Origin of the sequence: Rhodococcus sp. MS16, from assembly GCF_013277795.1 — a bacterium.
Classification (GTDB): Bacteria; Actinomycetota; Actinomycetes; order Mycobacteriales; family Mycobacteriaceae; genus Rhodococcus_F; species Rhodococcus_F globerula.
Map to the genome: position 1 here is coordinate 188,236 of NZ_VBTM01000014.1, position 22,521 is coordinate 210,756.

Here is a 22,521-nt window from a genome sequence, read left to right on the forward strand (position 1 = left end):
ACCCGGTGTTACGGATGACGCCCACCGACGCCCAAACTTTCTGGATTTCGGAAAAGATCCCCAACGATCAACTCCTGCTGTACTGCTTCGAGGGGCAATCGGAATCGCTCGAGGATGTACGACGCGCGGTCCTCGATCGCGCGTCGTCGATTCCGGATCTGTGCGTGCGGATTCGTGAAGTGCCGTGGCATCTGGATTATCCGCTGTGGGAACCGATGCCGGTCGACCAGTCGTTGGTCGTGACGCATCGACTTCCCGACTCTTCGTGGGAGCAGTGCATCAACGCGATCGAGGTGTTGCTCGAGAACCACGTCAATCCGCGCGCGACACCCTGGCTGCTGCATCTTTTCGAAGGCGTGCGCGGCGCACCGCGCTGCGACGGCCCTGCGTTGATTGCCGTTCTGCAAGTGGCTCATTCGCTGGCGGACGGCAAGCGGGCGAGTGCTGTTGCCCGCACGCTGTTCTCGGCAGACGAGCCGAAAAGCACAGAGATCGACAGACGCTCGATCAGTTCGGTAGAAATACTCGCCCGGGCAGCACTGCGCCTGCCCAGCCAGATCTACCGACTGTTTCGCGACGGCCGCGCGGGTCATCAGGCTCAGCTGCAACTCCAGGCCGATACCGAGTCGGGAGTTGTTGCGCCGCAGGCCCCGAACCGTCCGAAGGTTACCTCGAACATCGCCCCGGATGCGCACAGGCTTGTTCGGATGGTCGTGCGCGACGCGGCGGATCTCCGAGCCGACGGGGTCTCCGTGACAGTGGGGGCGATGACGGCTATCTCGGTGGCCATGACCAAGTACCTGCTGGCCGCCGATGGCGTCGTTCCTCCTGAGTTGGGCGCGGAGGTCACTATCGCGAAGGACGGAAAACCGAAATCGCGCAACCACTTCCGCAACGCAGGTGTCGGTTTGTTTCCGGAGGTGACCGATCTTCGAGAGCGCGCCGACCGCATCACCGAATCCCTGGCCGAGCGCCGGGTGCGAGCAGCACACCCGTCCAGCGCGGCGTCGGACCGGGCACTCGAGGCTGTTCCGGGGCCGCTGATTCGTTGGGGCGTGCAGCAATACGACTTCACCGCGATTCCCGAGACGGTGACGGGTAATACGGTGGTGTCGAGTGTTGCTCGCGGAGCCGCGGACTTGGTGTTCGGCGGCGCAGCGGTGCGATTCACGGCAGGGTTTCCGAGCCTGTCGCCGGTCATGTCACTCACTCACGGTGTCCATGGAATCGGTGACACCGTGACCATCAGCATCACAACCAGTCCGTCGGCGATTGCGGATATCGATCACTACGAACAGTTGATGCACGACGCGATCGACGAGGTGCGCGATACCTTTGCGCGGCGGGTCTGATGTACTGGCGCTATGGGATTCACGCGCGCGGAGTTGGAGTCGTATCGCGACGCCGAGATCGACGATCTGATCGGGCCGGGTTGCCGATTGCTGTTCGTGGGTATCAACCCGGGATTGTGGACGGCGGCAACTGGTGCGCATTTTGCGAGGCCGGGTAATCGTTTCTATCCGGCGTTGTTGCGGGCAGGCATCATCGAACGCCCGATTGATCCGTCAGACGGTATGTCGGCAGCAGACACACAACACCTGATCGATCGGGGAGTGGGCATCACGAATCTCGCTGTGCGGGCAACGGCGCGCGCCGATGAATTGACGCCGGAGGAGCTGGCAGCGGGTGGAGTTCGGGTGCGAAACGTCGTGCAGGACACCAAGCCTGTTGTTGTTGCCTTCGCCGGGATCACCGCCTATCGAACAGCTTTCGGCAACAAGAAGGCCAAGGCCGGCCATCAGGACCATGATTTCGAGGGGGCGAAACTCTGGATCGTGCCCAATCCGAGTGGGCTCAATGCGCACGAAACGGTGGATACGCTCGCCGCTAAATACCGCGATGCGGCCCGGGACGCCGGAATCCTGTAACTGATAGCGGAGTTCGGTAAAAGCGGCGTGAACTAGGCGCTACAGTGCAGATATGTCATTTCTTTACAATATCTTTGTAGTTATTCACCTGCTCGGTATGGCGGCCCTTGTCGGTAGCTATTTCACAGTCCTGAAGGCTCCGAAGATCACCGAGGTCATGGTCTGGGGCGCGCGCATCCAGTTCCTGTCCGGTCTCATCATCGTCGGACTCGGCGAAGGTGCCCTGGACAAGAACTACATTCACGCGAAGATCGCTGTGAAGCTTGTACTTTCACTGGCCATCGTCGCGTTGGCGGAGATCACGCGGGCCAGGCAGAAGAAGGGGCAGCCAAACCCCAACCTGGTACACGTGGTCGGTGGACTGTCCGTCGTGACTGTTTTTGTGGCTGCTCTCTGGACCTGACAAACCCACAAACAAGCCCCGGCGAATCGGAATTCGCCGGGGCTCTTTGCATTGAACTGTCTACAGACCCGGACGCTTGCCGATCGTCAGGGTTACTTCACCGGTATGGGCAAAGAAGTCGTTGCCCTTGTCGTCTACGACGATGAACGCGGGGAAGTCCTCTACGTCGATCTTCCAGACGGCTTCCATACCCAGTTCGGCGTACTCGAGGATGTCGACCTTCTTGATGCAGTCGAGTGCCAGACGAGCCGCCGGTCCACCGATCGATCCGAGGTAGAAACCGCCGTGGGTGTTGCACGCGTCGGTGACCTGCTTGGACCGGTTTCCCTTGGCCAGCATGATCATCGAGCCACCGGCGGCCTGGAACTGCTCGACGTACGAGTCCATACGGCCGGCCGTGGTCGGGCCGAACGAACCGGAGGCCATTCCATCCGGAGTCTTGGCAGGTCCGGCGTAGTACACCGGGTGATCCTTGAGGTACTGCGGCATTTCCTCGCCGGCGTCGAGGCGCTCTTTGATCTTGGCGTGCGCGATGTCGCGGGCCACGACCAACGGACCGGTGAGCGACAGACGCGTCTTCACCGGGTGCTTGGACAGCTCGGCGAGGATCTCGGCCATGGGCTTGGTGAGGTCGATCTTGACCGCTGCGCCCTTGCCGGTTCCGGAGATTCCGTCGGTTTCGGAGTCGAGCTGCGCGTCGGTGACCTCGGGCAGGAAACGGCCCGGGTTGAATTCGAGCTGTTCGAGGAAGACACCTTCGGGCGTGATCTTGGCCTTGGCCTGACGGTCTGCGGAGCACGACACGGCAATGGCAACGGGCAGCGAAGCGCCGTGGCGGGGGAGACGGACGACGCGGACGTCGTGGCAGAAGTACTTACCGCCGAACTGTGCGCCGATGCCGATCTTCTGCGTGAGCTCGAAGACCTTCTTCTCGAGTTCGTGATCGCGGAAGCCGCGGCCCGTGATGGCGCCTTCGGTGGGGAGCTCGTCGAGGTAGTGCGCGGACGCGTACTTGGCCGTCTTCATCGCGAACTCGGCAGACGTGCCGCCGACGACGATCGCGAGGTGGTACGGCGGGCACGCTGCGGTACCGAGCGAGCGGATCTTTGCCTCGAGGAACTGCATCATCGAGTCGGGGTTCAGGATCGCTTTGGTTTCCTGGTACAGGTAGGACTTGTTTGCGCTGCCGCCGCCCTTGGCCATGAACAGGAATTTGTACGAGTTCTCGTGTCCGGCAGCAGTATCGGCATACAGCTCGATCTGTGCGGGGAGGTTGTTTCCGGTGTTCTTCTCGTCCCACATCGTGATGGGGGCGTTCTGCGAGTAACGCAGGTTGAGGCGTGTGTAGGCGTCGTACACACCGCGGGCGATGGACTGCTCGTCATCACCGGGGGTCAATACGTGCTGTCCGCGCTTGCCCATGACGATTGCGGTACCGGTGTCCTGGCACATCGGGAGAACACCAGCGGCTGCGATGTTTGCGTTCTTCAGGAGATCGAGAGCAACGAACTTGTCGTTGTTGGACGCTTCGGGATCGTCGAGGATGCTCGCCAGCTGCGTCAGGTGGTCGGTGCGCAGGTAGTGGGAGATGTCGTGCAGAGCCGTTTCGGTCAGCAGACGCATCGCTTCGGGCTCGACCTTCAGGAAGGTCCGACCGTCCGGGCCTTCGACTGTCGACACCCCTTCAGTGGTGAGCAGTCGGTACTCGGTGGTGTCCTCACCGATCGGCAACAGGTCCTCATAGAGGAAGTCGGCCATCTTTTCTCCTGAACAAGGGTGCGTGCGAAGGTCTCGTTCAGGTTATCGTTGGGGGTTTTCCTCGATTACGCCGGGCGGTCGGACGGTAGTCGTGACTGGGTCGTTTGCCCTCGAAACGGAACATTTCGGGCAATAATGTCCATCTGTGCTCGGCAACTCGAGGGACGTTTTCATGAGAGGTATCCGCATAGCGCGTGCATTGATCGGTGCTGCGACGGCCGCAACCGTTCTCTTTGTCGTGTCGTCGCCGGCAGTGGCCGAGACGGGCGGTCCACGCGTGATCAGCGCCGTACCCGCGCAAGGCCGCCTCGTCGACGTCGTCGTGTATTCACCGTCGATGGATCGCGGAATTCCGGTCCAGGTGCTTCGCCCGGCCGACACGTCGACGCCCGCGCCGACGCTGTATCTGCTCAACGGGGTGGATGGTGGGAAGAACGACGCGACATGGTCGGTACGTACCGACGTGCCGGAGTTCTTCGCCGACAAGCACGTCAACGTGGTCACTCCGTTGGACGGGGCGTTCAGCTATTACACCGATTGGTTGCGGCCGGATCCGGGGCTCGCACAGATCAACGACAACAACGGCGTGAACAGGTGGACCACGTTTCTCACGTCGGAACTGCCGCACGTGATCGACGAGTATTTCGATACGACGGGCGAGAACGCACTCGGGGGGATCTCGATGGCGGGTACATCTGTGTTGAATCTGGCGATGAGTGCGCCGACGGTCTACAACAGCGTCGCTTCGTTCAGTGGCTGCGCGATGACCAGTCCCGGTCCGGGACAGGATTTCGTCAAAGTGGTCGTCGGGATCGGTGGGGGTAACCCCGAGAACATGTGGGGGCCGTACAACGACCCCGCGTGGGTTGCACACGATCCGGTGGTGAATGCGGAGAAGCTACCGCGAATTCCGATGTACATCACGACCGCAACGGGCATCCCCGGCCCGTACGACACGTTGGCAGATCCGCGAATCGACAACGACGTCGCGGTGCTGGCAGCGACGCTGGCTCTGGGTGGGGGCATCGAGGCTGCGACACATTTCTGCACAATGCAGTTGGCGGATCGCACCACCGCACTGGGCATGGATAACATCCGATACAACATCAAACCGGCCGGTACCCACTCGTGGGGCTACTGGCAGGACGACCTGCACGATTCGTGGCCGATGTTTGCCGCGTCCCTCGGCTTGTAAGGACTTTTGCATGCGTATGTCTCAGATCGCACTGGCGTGCGCCGTGTCGCTGGCGTCGGTAGTGGCTCTCCCGATCGTTGCGAGCGCGGACGAAGCAGCGCCGCCGGCACAAACCGTGTCCGCCGATGCGTCGCCGCGAATCGCCGCGACCACGTCGGTGTCGGAGCGGGAAGTGCTGCTCGACGTCGACAGTCCGGCGATGGGCCGCACGATGGCCGTGCGGGTGTTTCTCCCGGCCGATAGTTCGGAGCCTCGGCCCGTTCTGTACCTGCTCGACGGAAACTCGGGCCAGATCGAGGACAACAACTGGTTCGAACCGACGAAGGGCAATGCTCGGGAGTTCTTCGCGGACAAGAACGTTTTTGTGGTTGCGCCGATCGGCGGAACCGGAACCATGTACACCGATTGGCAGGAAGACCACCCGAAATTCGGCAAGCTCAAGTGGGAGACTTTCCTGACCAAGGAATTGCCGCCATTGATCGACGGGGCGTTCGACACCAGTGGGCGCAACGCGATCGGTGGCATCTCGATGGGGGCCGAGGCCGCGCTCATGCTTGCCCAGCGGGCACCGGATCTGTACGACGGGGTAGCTGCCTACAGTGGGTGCTACACGACGGTGGGTGGATTCGGTAAGGCTCTGACGGATCTTGTTGTCATCAACGGAATGGCCACATCGGAGCAGATGTGGGGTCCGGTGGACAGCCCCGCGTGGCGCGAGCACGACATCTTTGCCAACGCGGACAAGCTTCGCGGCACAAAGGTGTACCTGTCATCGGGCACAGGATTGCCGGGTCCCCACGAAACACTCGAGACGCCCGACCTTGCTCGGGTCGTTGTCGTCGGTGGTGTCATGGAACTCGGCGCCAATCTGTGTACCGATCAGATTTCCGGTGTGCTCCGCAGTCACGGCGTCGACGTCACGCGCAGCGCGCAACCGGTGGGCACACACGGTTGGCCGTATTGGTCCGACGAACTGGCGCGTTCCTGGCCGGTGATCGAGTCGGCTCTGTTCGACTGAACTACCCGATGATTTCCGGCGGCCGCGACGGTCTATCCCTGTGAAGACCGTCCCGACCTAAGGAGTAGTCATGCCCTCGATCACCCCGTGCCTGTGGTTCGACACGCAAGCGGAGGAAGCAGCACAGTTCTACATCTCGGTTTTCGGCAAAGGGAAAATCATCGGAATCGAGCGATACGGCGAGGGATCGCCGTCCGGTCAACCGGCAGGGTCGGTCATGACGGTGGTGTTCGAACTCGACGGACAGCGGTTCACCGGGTTGAACGGCGGACCGATGTTCACGTTCTCGGAGGCGGTGTCGTTCGAGATTCCGTGCGCCGACCAGGCTGAAGTCGACCACTACTGGTCGGCTCTGACCGAGGGCGGTGAGGAAAGCCAGTGCGGTTGGCTCAAGGACAAGTTCGGTCTGTCGTGGCAGGTGGTGCCGAACCGATTGATCGAATTGATGCAGGATCCCGATCGCGCAAAAGCCCAGCGTGTGATGGACGCGATGATGCAGATGAAGAAGATCGACGTGGCAGAACTCGAACGTGCCGCACTCTGAGAGTCGACTGTGAGTGTCGACGCAAACCTGGCGGGCAGGTCAGCAGCGTCGGTACACTTGAATGAGTGAATTTTCAGCTAACTGCGGAGATGGGTGACGGCCTTATATGAGTTTTTCAACCGTGTCTGATGCTGCTGTTCTGAACACGGCCCCGTCTACCTCGCGTCCTCGCGTCCACGCGTACATCGACATCGCAGTGGTCATCGCGGTCCTGGTGGGAACCAATCTGATTGCGCACTTCACCACGGTGTGGGCGAGCATCGCGACGGTTCCGATCTCGGCGCTTGTGCTCCTCGCGATGAGCAAGCGCAGAGGGCTGGGTTGGGCGGAGTTGGGCCTGTCCCCGAAGCATCTCAAAAGCGGTTCGAAGTACGCACTCATCGCAGTCGGACTGGTTCTGACTGTCGTGGCCGTCGGCGCGTTGCTGCCGCTGACCAGGCCGTTCTTCATGGCTGATCGTTACGCAACCATTTCGGGCGCCATCATCGCGTCGATGATCATCATTCCCCTGCAGACCGTCATTCCGGAGGAATTGGCATTCCGCGGTGTCCTGCACGGGACGCTTAACCGGGTCAGTGGCTTCCGGGGCGTCGCTGCAGCGGGTTCGTTGACGTTCGGGCTGTGGCACATCGCGTCGTCGATGGGTCTGACCAGTGGAAACGCGGGGCTGTCCGGCTTCCTCGGTAATGGGGTCGTCGGCCAGATCGCCGGTATTCTCGGCGCGGTTCTGGCCACCGCAGCGGCCGGTCTCGTCTTCACGTGGCTTCGCCATCGAAGTGGCAGTCTTCTTGCGCCCATCGCATTGCACTGGTCCCTGAACGGCGCGGGCGCTTTGGCCGCAGCGTTCGTGTGGCACGCCACCATGAACTGATCCGGACAATTCGAACGCGCGGTATCGCCGCGACTGTGATTTGCTCAATGAGTGATACAGCTGCATCGGGGCCATATCTTCCACATTTCCGGTAGCCCGACGGTCGAGGGCACGGCCGACGCGCTCGTCTCCCTCCCCGACGGTGTGCTCGCGATCGACGACGCCGGTGTTGTGGCTTTCTGTGGTGAATTCGACGCGTTGCCGCAGCATCTGCACGGCGGCGACGTCCACGATCATCGCCCAGGGTTTCTGCTCCCCGGATTCATCGACACTCACGTTCACTTTCCGCAGATCTACGCCGGTGACGCCTACGGCGGTGGACAACTACTCGAGTGGCTCGATCTCTGCGTGTTCCCCTCGGAATCACGATTGGCCGATCCGGAATTTGCCGCGCACGCCGCTGCCGCGTTCTGCGCTCGCCGGATAGCCACCGGAACTACCGCGGCAATGGTCTTCGGTTCCGCTTTTCCGCACGCGCAGGACGCGTTGTTCGCGGAAACTCAGCGAACCGGGCTTCGCCTCGTCAGCGGCCGTGGCATCCAAACCACGGGGCCCGAATCTGCAGCCGCGCTCATCACGTCCGAGGACGACGCGATCACGCTGACCCGCGACGAGATCGATCGGTGGCACGGTGCGGACACCGGTGACGTTGACACTGCTCTCCTGCACGTTGCCGTCGTACCGCGGTTTTCCCTGGCCGTAACGACGGAGACCTTGAAGAATCTGGGGGAGTTGTACGACTCGGTGCGAGGCCGTGGCGTGTACTTCCACAGTCACCTCAACGAGAACAACAGGCCGGGCACAGGCGAAGTGGCGACGACGCTCGAGCGTTACCAGGTTCAGTCGTACCTCGATACGTACGACGGCAAGTTCCTGCCAGGCTCCGAAGTCGGTGGCAAGTCTTTCCTCGGACCCCGCGCAATTCTTGCGCACTCCGTCCACTGCCAGGATTCCGAATTGGCTCGGATGGCGGAGACCGGAACGTCGATTGCTCATTGCCCGACGTCGCAGCAGTTCCTCGGTTCCGGCACGATGCCGTGGAAGCGAACGGTGGCGGCGGGAGTCAACATCGCGATCGGTTCGGACTTCGGCGGCGGCGACGAATTCCTCCTGTCGCGGGTTCTGGGCGACGCTTTCAAAGTGCACATCTCGGAGGAGGGCGACAGCGCGCTTTCGCTCCACCCGGCCGAATTGCTGTTCACGGGAACACTGGCCGGAGCGCGTGCGCTGGACATGGAGAACCGCATCGGAAACCTCGACGCCGGTAAAGAGGCAGATTTCCTCGTCGTTGATCCGGCCGGGTGGCCGGCGCTGGGCAGTCTGATCAACTTCGGCACGCGGTCGCCTGATCCGATTCTGGCGCGTGATCAAACTCTGTTCGGATTGTTGATGGCGATGCGTGAGCCGGCGATCTCGCACGTGTACGTCCAGGGTCGCAGGGTGTCGACCTGACGTGTCCGGTTCGGCGACGGTTGTCACGGCCTATCACCGCCCCGAGAACGGTGGCGACGAGCTGTTCGCTGAGTGGGCCGCTCAGGCCGTCGTAACGGCAAAATCGGCTCGGGGTTATCTCGGCAGCGCAGTCAGTGACGGTTCAGAGCTTTCCGATTACGGTGTGTCCCATACCTTTTCCGGCGTCGACGAGCTGCATGGCTGGCTCGACTCTCCTGAGCATGCACGCGTCGTGAAGGACGGTGTGGCGCGCGGGGTCCGGGCCAAGAGTTCGGACCTTGTCCTTGTGGACGATGCCGTGCCGCCGCCCGGCATCGGCGTGTACGACCACACGGTTGTCGCCGGACGGCAAGACGAATTTCTGCGGACCCAGCATCGCCTGATCGCGGAAAGTTCGCGTTTCTCGGGGTACGAGAGTGCATTGCTGCTGTGCTCGACTGCCGATGCGACGCGGTGGCAATCGGTTCTGCGCTTCCGGACGGAACCGCAACTGTCCGCGTGGATGCGATCGGAGCAGCGGGCGGCGGTGTTGCCTGCGCTTCGCGAGGAGTTGGCGGAAGACTTCACCGAATCCGTGCGCTCCACCCCTTTCGGCACGATCTTGCGCACCGAGAACGGGCAGACGCGGGCGACTCCGAACTGGAAGACCGCGATGATCATTCTTCTGGTCCTCTACCCGACAGTGATGACGTTGTCGCGATTTCTCGGTCCGGTGCTCGACGGGATCGGCGCACCGCCCTGGCTGTCGATGTGGCTGAGCCAGATCGTCAGCGTCGGGGCGATGACGTGGTTCCTGATGCCGGCGGCGACGCGTCGGTTCGGTCGATGGCTCGACCCGTTCGACGGAGCGAAACTACGCACGAACGTCCTCGGCACCGCCGCTGTCCTGGCGATATATGCCGGGACGCTCGGGCTGTTCGCTTCCGTGAAGTGGTTGCAGTTCTGGGACTACTTCGACTGAATCCTGCCGCGCCGGAAGTACGTGATCGGTCCGAAAAAGTTGATCGCGATGATCGATGCCCATTTGGCCTTACTGCCGTTGACCGCAGCACGATCGCGCTTCGCGAGATCGGCCCAGGCGGCGATTGCCAGAATCGACTGGATCGACCCCATCACGATCACAATGCGTCGTTGGCGCGGTGAGAGTTCACTCCATGACTTCTTGTTGCGGCTCATGACATCAACTGTGCCCGATGCGTCTGCAACGGCCCGGACATTTGGTGTGAATAGCATCACGTTCTGGGAGGTCGGGTTTGTTTCGGGCTTCGTTTCGATCGGCCTCGACAGGCATCAATGTTCTGTTAATCGCAGCCGTGGCTGAAGAGTTGCGCGGCATGGCGTCCGTGCGCCGATCGGCCTCGCGGGGAATCGTCCCATTCCTGGTCAGGGCGGCGCTAGTGCTGAAACAGGAACAATTAAGTTAGGCTTACCAACATCATTTGGCCGAATTGAGAGATTGCGAAGTAGTAACCACTAATGGAAACCGTGTTCGGATATCGTTAAAAATAGGGCGAATTATCTCGATCGGATCACGCCTCCTGGGCGTTACCTGTGAATATGCGTTTGCCGCCTAGGTCCGAAGATGTAACGTCCCGGACACATTTGGTGTCGCGGAAGTAACGGAAGACCTCTAGTCTTAGCCCAGCAGGTCAGCAAGAGGGCCTGTTAGACCACTGATGTTTCATCTTCGACAGGAGTTAACACATGACCAGCGCTGAACTCTCGGGCCAGTTCTCTTTCATCACCGACTTCCTCAGCAACGCATCTGACCTGTTCAGTGCTCTGACGTTCTTCACGTCGCTCAGCTGATAACTTCCGGCCGCTACGGCCGATGACGATGGCCCTCGAAACGAAAGTTTCGGGGGCCATCGTTTTTGTTGTCGCTGGTCACGGCGGTGGTGTGGCTGGTGTTGGTCAAGTGCAAGGCAGTGGCCTTGTGACTGTGGTGCAATCGAGTGAATAAAGAAACTCGACTTTCCGCCTAGATCGGGCGGGATACGCCGATGATCGGAGCAGTGTGCACGTCTCACGAAGAAGTTTGTTCAAGTACGCGGCCGCAGGTTCTGCCGCCGCTGGACTGGCCGCGCTCAGTGGCACGGCGACGGTGGCCAATGCCGGCTCGCTCGGAACTCTGCTCGACTACTCCGCCGGGGTCCCGTCGGCGCAGTCGATTCGGGCGGGCGGCTACGCGGGCGCGATCCGCTACGTATCCGACCGCCGCCCTGACGCAAACTGGATGGTGGGGAAGCCAGTCAAGGCGGGTGAAGTGAACGCTCTGACAGCAGCGGGACTGCAGGTCGTGTCCTGCTATCAGTTCGGAAAAAGTGCGACGGCCGATTGGCGTGAAGGCCGCGAAGGCGGCAAGAGGCATGCAACACGGGGCCTCGAATTGCACCGCCAAGCGGGTGGACCCGAGGGGCGTCCGATCTACGCGTCCATCGACGACAACCCGTCGCCGGCCGAGATCAACAACCTCATCAGGCCCTATCTCGAGGGATGGGCGTCGGTGGTCGGCAATCAGAATCTTGGTATCTACGGAAACACCGGCGTGCTCGACGCGATGATCGGCGTGGGGGTCGGAACCTGGTACTGGCAACATAATTGGGGCTCGCCGAAGGGCTACGTCCATCCTCGGGCGCACCTGCATCAGTTCGAGATCGACAAGCGCACGGTCGACGGTATCGGCGTCGACCTGAATTCGATCCTTGCCCTCGACTACGGGCAGTGGTCATTGGCCGGTTCGATCGTGCCCAACATTCCGATCGGCTCTATCGCACCATAGCGCCGAATTTTGCCAACCAGGCGCGGGCATCCTCGGGAAGGTTGCCCGCGGCTTCGGCGGCCAAGCACCAGGCTTTGGTCATCGCCAGGAAATTCATCGGGTTGTATGCGTCTTCCTCGCGGGAGAACAATCCGTCTCCGGCGTAGTGCAGGATCGTGATGTTCGCGGCGCCGTGAGTGGATCCGTCGCCCGGGTCTTCCATAGGATTGTCGATTTCGCAGATGATCCACCCGCGCTCCTCGTCGATCACGTACCAGTTTGCGGGGAACTCCGTCATGCGTTTTCCCGGGAACTCGGTCATCGTGCGGGTGACCCACTTGCGCACGGCCTCACGGCCGTTGAGGGTCCCGAAGGCATGCTCGACGTAGACGACGTCTTCGGTGAACATGTCGGCAAACGCATTCCAATCGCCGCTGCGCGTGCATTCGACGACGGTGTTCTGGAAACCCGTAAAGGCCTGATCGAGTTCAGCGCGTGTCCATGCCATGTGTGACTCCTCGGGTAGACGACCGAGTCAAATTAGAACATGTTCTCGTGTCCGAGAGGTGCGGATTCGGCCGATCTTGTGTTGCGGTACCGTCGTTGACGGGTCGGGACCCGTATTTGCGAGAGGAAATATTTTCATGGAGTTTCTCATCGACTTCATCTACACCCTGCTGTCGAAGCTGCAGATTGCCGGCAGCATCGAAGGCGCTTCGGAGAAGTAGTACCTCCCGCAGTTCTTACGGCCGTGTCATTCTTGCGGCCGCGACGTGGTTGATTCCCTGTGCGGCGCTTTCCGTTTGGGAATCAACCACGCGAAGATCATCGCTACGGCCGCCGCGACAATCGAAATCACGAACGTGGCTTTGAACATATCGAGCGTGGGGTAGACGCGGTCGTGGACCATGATGGTGGCACCGGCAAGCACAACGCTCACCACGGCGGCGGAACTCGAGGTTCCGATCGACCGCATCAGTGAGTTCAAACCATTCGCGGCAGCCGATTCCGTGATCGGAACCGAGCTCATGATGAGGGCCGGCATCGCCGAGAATGTCAGTCCCACACCAGCTCCGATCACCATTCCGGCCAGCGCGACTTGCCACACCGCGGACGTCGCGAAGAGGGCGGCGACGTAACCGAGTCCGATGACCAGCGATCCGGTCAGCAAGGTGATGCGCGGACCCTTCCAATCCGAGATGCGGGCGGAAACGGGGGAGAGCGCCATCATCACCAATCCGGCGGGTGCGAGTACCAGGCCGGTGGTCACCATCGACAATCCGAATCCGTAGCCGGTGTCCTTCGGAGCCATGAGAAGTTGTGGCAGCGACAGCGAATTCCCGTACATCGAAAAGCCGATGGCAATGGATGCGAGGTTGGTGAACAGCACTTGTTTACGTGCCGCGATTCGCAGATTCACCAGCGGCGCACTGCGTCTGAGCTCCCAGAAGCCCCACGCCACGAAGATGACGACCGACGACGCCAGTAGCCCCAGGGTCTTGGGATCGGTCCATCCCCATGTGCCGCCCTTGGTGATCGGCAGGAGCAGGGCGATCAGGGCAGCGGCCAGGCCGAGGGCGCCGACGAAGTCGAAACGTCCCGGCTTGCGGACGGATGACTCGGGAATGACGAAGAACACCAACAACATACAGAGGCAACCCAGAGCCGCGGACACGACAAACAGGAAGTGCCAATCGGCGCTCTGAGCGATGAGCGCGGCGATGGGAAGGCCGACAGCGCCGCCGACGCCCAGGGTGGCGCTCATGACGGCCATCGCGCCGCCCACCTTCTTCGGTGGCAGAACGTCACGCAGGATGGCAATGCCCAGCGGGATGGCACCAACGGAGGCGCCTTGGAGCGCGCGCCCGATCACCAGCACGATGAGCGACGACGACAGCGCGCAGATGACGGAACCGAGAACCACCAGGCCGAGACTGACCAGGATCATGCGTTTCTTGCCGAACATGTCGCCGAGGCGGCCGCTGATCGGGGTGATGACAGCAGCGGCGAGAAGCGTAGCGGTGATGGCCCACGACGTGTCGGCCGGCGACGCGTTCAGCAGGCTCGGTAGCTGAGGGATGATCGGGACGACCAGCGTCTGCATCAGGGCGACGACGATCCCGCACAGGCCGAGGACAGTGAGGATCAATCGTGGGCGCGGGGACACTGTCGCGTCGACGGCTGTATCCGCGTTCGACGGATGGGCGTGAACGGACATTCGGCTCCCGAAGTATGTGGGTAGCGCTTGCCACCTATTCTGTGCACGCTACACATTCTGTGTATCCTGCACAACGTGACGAATGCGCACGGACAAAAGCCGGACCCAGACCGCGACCTTGTCGACATCGAATACGAGTTGACGCTGTTGTCGCGGTATCACGCCCTGGCACAGCGCGCCGAACTTCATCTGGACCGCTCGGCATACCTGCTACTCGGGCGCCTGGAACTACAACAACCGATGAGCTTGAAAGAGCTGTCCTGCGCCTTCGGATTGGACATCTCGACCATCAATCGGCAGATCGGCGCTCTCCGTCGCCAAGGCTTGGTCGAACGCGTCGAAGACCCGGACGGCGGACTCGCGAGAAAGGTCCGCCCCACCGAGTCCGGTCTGGCACAACTGCGCGCAGACCGTGAACATTCGACTGCCGGTGTGGCAAAGGTGGTGCGAAACTGGACGCCGGAGTCGCGTCGGGCGTTGGGTGACCTACTGCGGCACTTGAACCAATCGGTGGAAGAACTCGAAGGTCGGACCTGGCCGCGGCCGGCACCCGACGATCACGTCTGAGTGTGAGCTAGCGTCGAATCCGGTTCGGGCGCAATCACAACCAGTTTCGGCCGGTCGTCCGGCGACGAGTGATTTCCGCGCCACGACATCAGTGACCACCGAGACAGCGCGGAAAACGCCGATCCGAGACTGGCAAAGGAACCAGAGCTCAGGATCGACCCGGCCGAACCGATGCTGCCGATCGACAGTATCGAGAAGGCGCTGCCGATCGACAAGATCGAGTGAGTGCTACCGATCGAAAGAATCGATCCTTCGGAGCGGATCGACAGAATTGATCTGGAATGTCCCATTCCTTGGTCTATCACGAGCACTGCACACACAAAAGAGGCCCGCCGAAAATTCGGCGAGCCTCTTTGCGTCGTTTGTGGATCAAGCCACTGCGAACATACCTACGGTCGGCAGGAAGCTGCAGGTGATGCGATCTGCGCCTTCGGGCTGGGTGGTCAGCGAACCGCTGATCACGGACAGCACGCGTCCCGGGCCGGTGTCGGCGATAGCCGACAGGGTGGCGGGGCCGTCCGGGTTGATGCGAGCGGCCGTGGTGAGATTCTGCGTAGCGCTGCGACCGTTGTCGATGTTGATCCAGGTGACCGTCAGCGGGACGGGCTGGTCATCGGTGGCCGGAGCAGTGCCGAGCGCGGTGAAGACAAACCCGGCCTGACCTGCGGCAGGTCCCGGAGGCGGCAGGTGTGCCGGGCCGGGAACGGCAAGTGCGGTGCCGACGGAATCAGCCGTCGCGGAGATGCAGCCCTTACCAAGAGTCGGGTACAGGAACTGTGCGATGACGGGTGCGTTCTCGTCCGGAATCGCCGGTCCGCCGCCGCCGCTGCCGTCGAGGAAGGTGATGACCTTCTCGAGCGTCGCCTTGATCTCGGGCGGGAGTCCGGCGGAATTGAGAATCGCGCGAGCCTGTGCGAGCAGATCGGCCTGCGGATTGCCGGCAACCTGGGTGACGCCCTGGGCGTCGACGGGTCCTGCGGCTGCGCCGATGATGGCGGGAGCAAACGATGCCAGGAACTCGATCGGCACACTGTCCGGTGTGGGGGCGGGAGCCGGATCGGCCATTGCCTGTGCCGGCAAAGCCAGTCCTGCTGCTGCGGCAATTGCGACGGCGGTGAACGCCTTACGCATACCTCGGGTTCGAAGCACTGTTTCCCCATCCTTAGTCAGACCGCGCAGGCGCCGTAGCGACCGCGTTGACGGCTCGAGGGGTCACTCTATGTAAGAGAGCCCCGGGTTGTACAGCCGTTCAGTTTCTGAGCAGCTACGGATCCCGGTGGAGTCTATTACATGACTGGCCTCGAAATGATTGCTTGCAGACCATACCCTGTGACAGAAGTGATCAATGTGAATATTGATGCAACTGTTATGTCGGTTCAGGCGGTTTCAGACGTCAGTTTTTTGCCGAATCTGCGACGAGCGCATCGATCTTCCGAGCAAACTTCACGTCGAGCTCGGTAATGCCGCCCGCCGAATGTGTCGACAGTGTGTAGGTGACTTTCCGCCACCGGACGTCCATGTCGGGATGATGATCGGCGGCTTCGGCAGCTGCGGCGACGTACTGAAGCAGCGCGACGGCTTCGGGAAATGTCGCGGATTCGACCACCCGCGCGATTGCATTATCGGATCTGTGCCAGTCGGGCAGTTCCGCGAGAGCAGCGTCGATCGCGGAATCGGACATCACGGAAGCCATACTCCATCATGGTGTCATGAGCGACGAGGCTGCAAGGGGTGGCGGGGCTCCCGACGAGTACGAGATAGTGGCCGGTGCAATCTTCCGTGATGGCCGGTTGTTGCTGGCGCAGCGCATCCGCCCGCCGGAGTTGGCGGGGATGTGGGAGCTTCCGGGTGGCAAAGTCGAGGCGTTCGAGACGCCGCAACACGCTCTCGAGAGAGAACTGGCAGAAGAATTAGGTGTTGTTGTCCGCTGCGGGCGTCGAATCGGCGTCGACGTTGCACTGGGTCGCGGACGAGTTCTGCGAGCGTATCGAGTGGACATCCTGGCCGGGGAGCCCGCGGCACTGGATCATGCGCAGCTTGCGTGGGTGGACGCCGACGATCTGGAAAAGTTCGACATGGTGGTGAACGATCAGGCGTGGATACCGGATCTGCTCACCGAATTGCGCAGGCTCAGGCTGCCCGAGCCATCTTGAGGCCGACCTTGAGTTCCTTCTTGGAGGCGCCGTTGTTCTCGAGCTTCCGCATCCGCATGATCACAACCGGGCACTTCACGCAGCGAGTCTTCTTGCGGCAGCACTTCTTCTTGGGCTTGAGCTGCGAAACTTTGCTTGGCTTAACTTTTCCCATGTGGCACTGCGTCTTTCCTTCAACGGCGATGGCGGAGAACCGCACTGCAGACAAGGTTAGCGTAACCTTAAAAGCGCTGAATTGCCAGCAAAAGATTTACCTGCTTCAGTAGTGGCGAAAATCACTATCTGCAGGTCGTGGCCGTGATAGAGGACGCACTTTGCGCGAGCAGGTCTTCGGAGCGAGTAGTATTTACTAGGCCGCGGTGCCTTCTCGAGGCGATTCGTGCACGTACTCGGATCACACATTCGTGCAGCGGCCACCAGAAGAGCCGTGCGATGCGAGTTTCGCGTGGCCGATTACTTAGCCGAATTACTCAGCCAGGAGAGCCATCGCGTGACCACCACCAGCTTCCGTAACGTTGCCATCGTCGCACACGTCGACCACGGCAAGACCACCCTCGTTGACGCCATGCTTCGTCAGTCCGGCGCCTTCGAGGAGCGCGCCGAGCTGGTCGATCGCGTCATGGACTCAGGAGACCTCGAGCGCGAGAAGGGAATCACGATTCTCGCGAAGAACACCTCCGTACACAAGCGCAACGACGACGGCTCGATCACCGTCATCAACGTCATCGACACCCCCGGCCACGCCGACTTCGGTGGAGAGGTCGAGCGCGGCCTGTCCATGGTCGACGGTGTCGTTCTGCTCGTCGACGCTTCCGAGGGCCCGCTTCCTCAGACACGCTTCGTGCTGCGCAAGGCGCTTGCTGCGTCGCTGCCCGTCATCCTGGTCGTCAACAAGACCGACCGCCCTGACGCCCGCATCGAAGAGGTTGTCTCAGAGGCACAGGATCTGCTCCTCGACCTCGCATCGGACCTGTCCGACGAAGCCGCCGAAGCCGCTGAGCTCGCGCTCGGTCTCCCCGTCCTCTACGCCTCCGGCCGTGAGGGCAAGGCCTCGACCGTGCAGCCCGAAAACGGCCAGGCACCCGACGCTGAAGACCTCACCGCACTTTTCCAGGTCTTGATGGAGTACGTCCCGGCCCCCAAGGGCACGTCCGACGCACCCCTGCAGGCTCACGTCACCAACCTCGACGCGTCCGCATTCCTCGGCCGCCTCGCGCTGGTTCGTATCCACAACGGTGAGCTGCGCAAGGGCCAGACAGTGTCCTGGTGCCGCGAGGTCGACGGCGAGCCCGTCATCACCAAGACCAAGATCACCGAACTGCTCACCACCATCGGTGTCGAGCGCGTTCCGGCAGAGGTTGCCTACGCAGGCGACATCTGCGCAGTGGCAGGCTTCCCGGACATCATGATCGGCGACACCCTCGCTGATCTCGAGAACCCGGTGCCGCTGCCCCGCATCACCGTCGATCAGCCGGCCATCTCGGTCACGATCGGCACCAACACGTCGCCGCTCGTCGGCCGCGTCAAGGGTCACAAGCTGACCTCGCGCATGGTCAAGGCTCGCCTCGACCAGGAGCTCGTCGGTAACGTCTCGCTCAAGGTCCTCGACATCGGTCGCCCCGATGCATGGGAGGTCCAGGGTCGTGGAGAGCTCGCTCTCGCCATCCTCGTCGAGCAGATGCGTCGCGAGGGCTTCGAGCTCACCGTCGGTAAGCCGCAGGTTGTCACCCAGGTCGTCGACGGCAAGGTCCACGAGCCGTTCGAAGAGCTGACCATCGACAGCCCGGAGGAATACCTCGGCGCCATCACGCAGCTACTCGCAAACCGCAAGGGCAAGATGGTCCAGATGTCGAACCACGGCCAGGGCTGGGTTCGCATGGAGTTCATCGTTCCTTCGCGTGGGCTCATCGGTTTCCGTACGGAATTCCTCACGGATACCCGCGGAACCGGTATCGCCAACGCCGTGTTCGACGGTTACGGCCCGTGGGCCGGCGAGATCCGTGCGCGCCACACCGGTTCGCTCGTTTCGGACCGCTCCGGCTCCGTCACCCCGTTCGCCATGATCCAGTTGGCTGACCGTGGAACGTTCTTCGTCGAGCCCGGCGCAGACACCTACGAGGGCATGGTCGTGGGCATCAACCCGCGTCAGGAAGACCTCGACATCAACGTCACCCGCGAGAAGAAGCTGACCAATATGCGTCAGTCTTCCGCAGACGTGATGGAGACCCTCGCAAAGCCGATCAAGCTCGAACTCGAAGCAGCCATGGAATTCTGCTCCGGCGACGAGTGCGTCGAGGTCACCCCGGAGGACGTCCGCGTCCGCAAGGTGCACCTCAACGCAACCGAGCGCGCTCGTGAGCGTTCACGCAGCAAGTCCCGCGACAAGGCTTCTCTGTAGTCTTTCGCAGTAACAATCATGACAAGGCGAATGTGCCTTTTGCTCGGTGTTCTTCCGGCAAAAGGTACATTCGCCTTCATGGTTTCCAGGCATCGTGTTGGTTGGGAAACCGTGGACTCAGGCTGCGCGTGCCTGAAAACGGAAGGATATCTCTGTGGTTGCTGGACGTCGGTACCTGGCGTTGGCCGTGGCGGTGACAGCGTTGTCTCTGACGGCGTGCACTGCTGATCCACCGCCGCCTGTCGAGAGCACCGAGACGGTCAAGCCGACTACGACGCCCGTCACGCCGGCAATGCGGGTGGTGTCGGTGGCTATCGACCAGGTGGGTGACGGATTCAATCCCCACCTCCTCGCCGATTTGTCCCCGGTGAACTCTGCCGTCGGTAACTTGGTGTTGCCCAGCGTATTTCGTCCGATCAGCTCGCCCGTGCAGCCCGGCCAGGCCGAGTGGGTCCTCGACGACTCGTTGGCCGTTTCCGCGGAAGTTGTCTCGGAGGCGCCGTTCACGATTCGCTATCAGCTCCGCAACGAAGCGCAGTGGTCCGACGGCGCACCGATCGCCGCCGAGGATTTCCGCTACCTGTGGCAGCAGATGATTTCGGTTCCCGGTGTTGTGAACCCGGCCGGGTACCAATTGATTTCGGACGTCACCTCGTCCGGTGGAGGCAAGACCGTGAACGTCGTGATGCGCGCGGCGTATCCGGCGTGGCGTGAACTCTTCACGGATCTTCTTCCATCCCACCTTGTGAAGGACACCCCCGGCGGTTTCAGTACCGGTTTGAGTGAGGGAATTCCGGTGTCGGGGGCGCACTTCCACGTGCGCTCCGTCGACCGTGGCCGAGACGAGATCATCCTCGAACGCAATGACAGGTTCTGGGGAGAGCCGTCGGACCCGGATCAGATCGTGATGCGCCGGGCCGGGTCGGCTGCGCAGTTGGCTGAAGCGATGCGCACCGACGATTCGCAGATCGCGCAGATTCATGCGGGTAGTGCTACCGACATTCAGCTGTCGGCGGTTCCGGGAGTGAGTACGGCCTTTACGTTTGTGCCGCGCACCCTCGACATGACGGTCAACGGACGCAGTGCCATGTTTGCCGATGTCCGGGTCCGCAAAGCTGTTCTGGGACTTCTGGATTCCGATCTTCTGGCAGTAGTGGCCGCGGGCAGTGAATCTGCTGCGGTTCCGGCAAAAGCGCAGATCCTCTCGCCGTCCGATCCCGGCTACGTACCGACGGCGCCGCCCAAGCAGAGTCGTGAGCGTTCGATGGAGCAATTGGTGGAATCCGGCTACGTCGTCGTGCCGCCGGCGGGACCGGTCGTGGTCGGGGGAACAAACGGAAGCGTCGTCCGTGACGGCAAGCCGCTCGAACTGACGCTCGGGGCGCCGGAGAACGACGACATCGCGATCGCGGTGGCCAACACCGCTGCCGATGAACTGCGGGACGCAGGAATTGCGGCCACCGTGAAATCCCTTCCGGCAGAAGAGCTGTACGGTAAGGAGCTCACGACGGGGAGCGTAGACATGGTGGTCGGCTGGATCCGCGCCGGCGTCGACCCTGCCACGTCGTTGGCGTCTCGGTTCAGTTGCCCCCTGACTCCCACCGTGCCGGTAACCACTACCGAGACTCCGGAGTCGACGTCTACCGCGCCGACGCCGACTACGGCCCGCGAGTCCGATTCGGAAGCGCCGAGCAATATTTCAGGACTGTGCGACCCTTCGCTGCAGCCGCGGATCGACGAAGCTCTCAGCGGGATCGGTGATTTCGGGGCGCTGATCGCCGACGCCGAGCCCAAGTTGTGGGATCTCGCGGCGGTTCTGCCCATCGTGCAGGACCGCACGTTGGCCGCACTCGGAACCGGCGTCGAAGGTGTCACCCTGACCAGTCCGGTTCAGGTTGGAATATTCGGTGACGCAACCAACTGGGTGAGGGTGAAGGAATGACCGTCGTAAAGAAGAGACTGCTGCTGGTTCACGCGCATCCCGACGACGAAACGATCACCACCGGCGGCACCATCGCCAGGTACGTCGACGAAGGTGCCGAGGTGACCGTCCTGACCTGTACGTTGGGTGAGGAAGGGGAGGTAATCGGTGATCGGTGGGCCGGACTGGTTGCCGACGCCGCTGATCAACTCGGCGGCTACCGGATTGCGGAGCTGACCGCGGCGTTGTCCCGTCTCGGTGTGAGTGAACCCCGATTCCTTCTGGGAGCCGGTCACTTTCGTGATTCCGGAATGGCCGGGACACCGTCAGCTGCCAATCCGCGGGCGTTCGTCAACGCCGATCTCGACGTTGCGGTTCGCGCCGTGGTCGAGGTGATCCGGGAACTGCGCCCACATGTGGTGATCACGTACGACACCAACGGCGGGTACGGCCATCCCGATCACATTCAAGCCAATGCCATCACAACCGCTGCCGTTGCCGCGGCCGGAACATCGGTCTATCCCGAGGCCGGCGAGCCGTGGAGCCCTCAGAAGTTCTACTGGACCGTGACCGAACGTAGCTCTCTGGAGCGGGCAATCGCGTCGATCGCTCAGGTGCCGGCGCAGTGGCGGCTACCTGAGCCCGGTGAGCTTCCCTGTGTGGTCGACGCGGACGTCACGACGGCGATCGATGTGAGCGCCGTTGTCGAGTCCAAGGCCGCCGCGCTGTCCGCGCACGCCACGCAGGTGACTGTCGCGCCGAGCCGCACCGAGTTCGCGTTGTCCAACAACGTCGTACAGCCCATCGTGCCGGTCGAGCATTTTGTGCTTGTCCGCGGCGAGTTGGGCCCGGTTGATGCAGACGGCCGTGAGGGCGACCTCTTCGGTGGGATCTCATGACCAGTGCTTCACCGGACGCAGTCGAAACACCCGACGGTAGATTTGCGTTTCTCGACCCGGTCATCCTCGGCGTCTTGATCTTCGACGGATTTCTGTGCGCCGTACTGTCGGTGATTTTTCTCCCGAGCTACCTCGGCACCACACCGTTTCCGGTCAGCATCCTGGTGGCAGCCGTGTTCAACCTCGGGTTGGTCATCGCGGCGCGGACAGTGACGACAACCGGTAAGGCAGCGCTTCCGCTGGCCGGTTGGATCGCCGGATTCCTTTTCTGCATGGTTGGCGGGCCAGGCGGCGACGTTCTGGTGTTGTCGTCGCCGCTCACTTTCCTGCTGCTTGTCGGCGCGCTGGCACCGGCGATCGTCTTTTTGTTTCGAGTGGCAGGCAAGGCTCTCGCGTCTATCGATACTTCGAAGCGTTCATAAGGGACACTTGCAG

The 22,521-nt window shown here is 61.9% G+C and carries 24 protein-coding genes; 16 read left to right on the top strand and 8 right to left on the bottom strand.

Annotated elements, in window-relative coordinates; all coding sequences use genetic code 11:
• Positions 1-14: 14 nt before the first annotated feature.
• Genes FEZ60_RS26175 through FEZ60_RS26185 form a run of 3 tightly spaced genes read left to right on the top strand, consistent with a single transcriptional unit; the run spans position 15 to position 2,331 of the window.
• Positions 15-1,352: a WS/DGAT domain-containing protein gene (locus FEZ60_RS26175; RefSeq protein ID WP_172937418.1), complete on the top strand. Its 1,338-nt coding sequence runs from the start codon at positions 15-17 to the stop codon at positions 1,350-1,352.
• Positions 1,353-1,364: 12 nt separating this feature from the next.
• Positions 1,365-1,928 (top strand): mismatch-specific DNA-glycosylase, encoded by a 564-nt coding sequence (locus tag FEZ60_RS26180; RefSeq protein ID WP_172937419.1) that lies wholly within the window; start codon positions 1,365-1,367, stop codon positions 1,926-1,928.
• A gap of 52 nt (positions 1,929-1,980) precedes the next feature.
• Positions 1,981-2,331 carry a hypothetical protein gene (locus FEZ60_RS26185; protein WP_172937420.1) on the top strand — a complete coding sequence of 117 codons (351 nt, stop codon included), beginning with the start codon at positions 1,981-1,983 and terminating at the stop codon, positions 2,329-2,331.
• A 60-nt stretch (positions 2,332-2,391) separates the two neighbouring features.
• Here the strand turns inward: FEZ60_RS26185 and FEZ60_RS26190 are convergent, their stop codons facing one another.
• Entirely contained in the window at positions 2,392-4,089 is a 1,698-nt protein-coding gene (locus tag FEZ60_RS26190; RefSeq protein ID WP_033234479.1) for a fumarate hydratase, read from the bottom strand.
• A gap of 172 nt (positions 4,090-4,261) precedes the next feature.
• On the opposite strand from FEZ60_RS26190, the gene FEZ60_RS26195 reads away from it, so the two are divergent.
• The 6 genes from FEZ60_RS26195 to FEZ60_RS26220 all read left to right on the top strand — a co-directional run bounded on the left by FEZ60_RS26195 (position 4,262) and on the right by FEZ60_RS26220 (position 10,130).
• Entirely contained in the window at positions 4,262-5,284 is a 1,023-nt protein-coding gene (locus tag FEZ60_RS26195) for an alpha/beta hydrolase family protein (protein ID WP_092807379.1), read from the top strand.
• A 10-nt stretch (positions 5,285-5,294) separates the two neighbouring features.
• The gene (locus tag FEZ60_RS26200; protein WP_045069438.1) at positions 5,295-6,302 is read left to right on the top strand and encodes an alpha/beta hydrolase family protein; all 1,008 of its coding nucleotides are present in this window, start codon (positions 5,295-5,297) and stop codon (positions 6,300-6,302) included.
• Between the two features lie 70 nt (positions 6,303-6,372).
• On the top strand, positions 6,373-6,846 hold the full coding sequence (locus tag FEZ60_RS26205; RefSeq protein WP_033234476.1) for a VOC family protein: 474 nt from the start codon (positions 6,373-6,375) through the stop codon (positions 6,844-6,846).
• A 121-nt stretch (positions 6,847-6,967) separates the two neighbouring features.
• Positions 6,968-7,717 carry a type II CAAX endopeptidase family protein gene (locus FEZ60_RS26210; RefSeq protein ID WP_287159992.1) on the top strand — a complete coding sequence of 250 codons (750 nt, stop codon included), beginning with the start codon at positions 6,968-6,970 and terminating at the stop codon, positions 7,715-7,717.
• A gap of 51 nt (positions 7,718-7,768) precedes the next feature.
• Entirely contained in the window at positions 7,769-9,169 is a 1,401-nt protein-coding gene (locus FEZ60_RS26215; RefSeq protein WP_172937421.1) for an amidohydrolase family protein, read from the top strand.
• A 1-nt stretch (position 9,170) separates the two neighbouring features.
• Positions 9,171-10,130 (top strand): antibiotic biosynthesis monooxygenase, encoded by a 960-nt coding sequence (locus FEZ60_RS26220; protein WP_172937422.1) that lies wholly within the window; start codon positions 9,171-9,173, stop codon positions 10,128-10,130.
• Here the strand turns inward: FEZ60_RS26220 and FEZ60_RS26225 are convergent.
• Positions 10,118-10,345, bottom strand: coding sequence for a PLDc N-terminal domain-containing protein (locus FEZ60_RS26225; RefSeq protein ID WP_172937423.1), 228 nt, complete (start codon positions 10,343-10,345; stop codon positions 10,118-10,120). The two genes, FEZ60_RS26220 and FEZ60_RS26225, sit on opposite strands and share 13 nt — an antisense overlap.
• Before the next feature lie 841 nt (positions 10,346-11,186).
• Between FEZ60_RS26225 and FEZ60_RS26230 the strand changes: the two genes are divergently transcribed.
• Positions 11,187-11,951 (top strand): DUF1906 domain-containing protein, encoded by a 765-nt coding sequence (locus tag FEZ60_RS26230; protein WP_033234472.1) that lies wholly within the window; start codon positions 11,187-11,189, stop codon positions 11,949-11,951.
• Here FEZ60_RS26230 and FEZ60_RS26235 read toward each other — a convergent pair.
• Both FEZ60_RS26235 and FEZ60_RS26240 read right to left on the bottom strand, forming a co-directional pair.
• Positions 11,938-12,438, bottom strand: a complete 501-nt coding sequence (locus tag FEZ60_RS26235) for a nuclear transport factor 2 family protein (protein WP_033234471.1) — start codon at positions 12,436-12,438, stop codon at positions 11,938-11,940. The two genes, FEZ60_RS26230 and FEZ60_RS26235, sit on opposite strands and share 14 nt — an antisense overlap.
• 246 nt (positions 12,439-12,684) lie before the next feature.
• Positions 12,685-14,148, bottom strand: a complete 1,464-nt coding sequence (locus FEZ60_RS26240; RefSeq protein WP_051730500.1) for an MFS transporter — start codon at positions 14,146-14,148, stop codon at positions 12,685-12,687.
• Positions 14,149-14,223: 75 nt separating this feature from the next.
• On the opposite strand from FEZ60_RS26240, the gene FEZ60_RS26245 reads away from it, so the two are divergent.
• Positions 14,224-14,715, top strand: coding sequence for a MarR family winged helix-turn-helix transcriptional regulator (locus tag FEZ60_RS26245; RefSeq protein ID WP_045069445.1), 492 nt, complete (start codon positions 14,224-14,226; stop codon positions 14,713-14,715).
• Here FEZ60_RS26245 and FEZ60_RS26250 read toward each other — a convergent pair.
• From FEZ60_RS26250 to FEZ60_RS26260, 3 genes are all read right to left on the bottom strand, one after another.
• Positions 14,706-15,005, bottom strand: coding sequence for a hypothetical protein (locus FEZ60_RS26250; RefSeq protein WP_045069448.1), 300 nt, complete (start codon positions 15,003-15,005; stop codon positions 14,706-14,708). The genes FEZ60_RS26245 and FEZ60_RS26250 overlap by 10 nt on opposite strands.
• A gap of 79 nt (positions 15,006-15,084) precedes the next feature.
• The gene (locus FEZ60_RS26255; RefSeq protein ID WP_033234469.1) at positions 15,085-15,846 is read right to left on the bottom strand and encodes a hypothetical protein; all 762 of its coding nucleotides are present in this window, start codon (positions 15,844-15,846) and stop codon (positions 15,085-15,087) included.
• Positions 15,847-16,108: 262 nt separating this feature from the next.
• Positions 16,109-16,408 (bottom strand): 4a-hydroxytetrahydrobiopterin dehydratase, encoded by a 300-nt coding sequence (locus FEZ60_RS26260; RefSeq protein ID WP_172937424.1) that lies wholly within the window; start codon positions 16,406-16,408, stop codon positions 16,109-16,111.
• Positions 16,409-16,424: 16 nt separating this feature from the next.
• Here FEZ60_RS26260 and FEZ60_RS26265 point away from each other — a divergent pair, with 16 nt between their 5' ends.
• Positions 16,425-16,868: a (deoxy)nucleoside triphosphate pyrophosphohydrolase gene (locus FEZ60_RS26265; protein ID WP_051730499.1), complete on the top strand. Its 444-nt coding sequence runs from the start codon at positions 16,425-16,427 to the stop codon at positions 16,866-16,868.
• On the opposite strand, the gene FEZ60_RS26270 is transcribed toward FEZ60_RS26265, so the two are convergent.
• On the bottom strand, positions 16,846-17,022 hold the full coding sequence (locus FEZ60_RS26270) for a hypothetical protein (protein WP_092807195.1): 177 nt from the start codon (positions 17,020-17,022) through the stop codon (positions 16,846-16,848). The genes FEZ60_RS26265 and FEZ60_RS26270 overlap by 23 nt on opposite strands.
• 336 nt (positions 17,023-17,358) lie before the next feature.
• Between FEZ60_RS26270 and typA the strand changes: the two genes are divergently transcribed.
• The 4 genes from typA (at position 17,359) to FEZ60_RS26290 (ending at position 22,508) form a co-directional block, all read left to right on the top strand.
• Positions 17,359-19,266, top strand: a complete 1,908-nt coding sequence (gene typA, locus FEZ60_RS26275; protein WP_033234466.1) for a translational GTPase TypA — start codon at positions 17,359-17,361, stop codon at positions 19,264-19,266.
• Positions 19,267-19,420: 154 nt separating this feature from the next.
• On the top strand, positions 19,421-21,208 hold the full coding sequence (locus FEZ60_RS26280) for an ABC transporter family substrate-binding protein (RefSeq protein WP_033234465.1): 1,788 nt from the start codon (positions 19,421-19,423) through the stop codon (positions 21,206-21,208).
• Positions 21,205-22,086, top strand: coding sequence for an N-acetyl-1-D-myo-inositol-2-amino-2-deoxy-alpha-D-glucopyranoside deacetylase (gene mshB, locus FEZ60_RS26285; RefSeq protein WP_172937425.1), 882 nt, complete (start codon positions 21,205-21,207; stop codon positions 22,084-22,086). The genes FEZ60_RS26280 and mshB overlap by 4 nt, the downstream gene beginning before the upstream one ends.
• Complete coding sequence (locus FEZ60_RS26290; RefSeq protein WP_172937426.1) at positions 22,083-22,508, top strand: hypothetical protein; 426 nt, start codon at positions 22,083-22,085, stop codon at positions 22,506-22,508. Before mshB ends, FEZ60_RS26290 begins: the two co-directional genes overlap by 4 nt.
• The last annotated feature ends 13 nt before the right edge of the window (positions 22,509-22,521 follow it).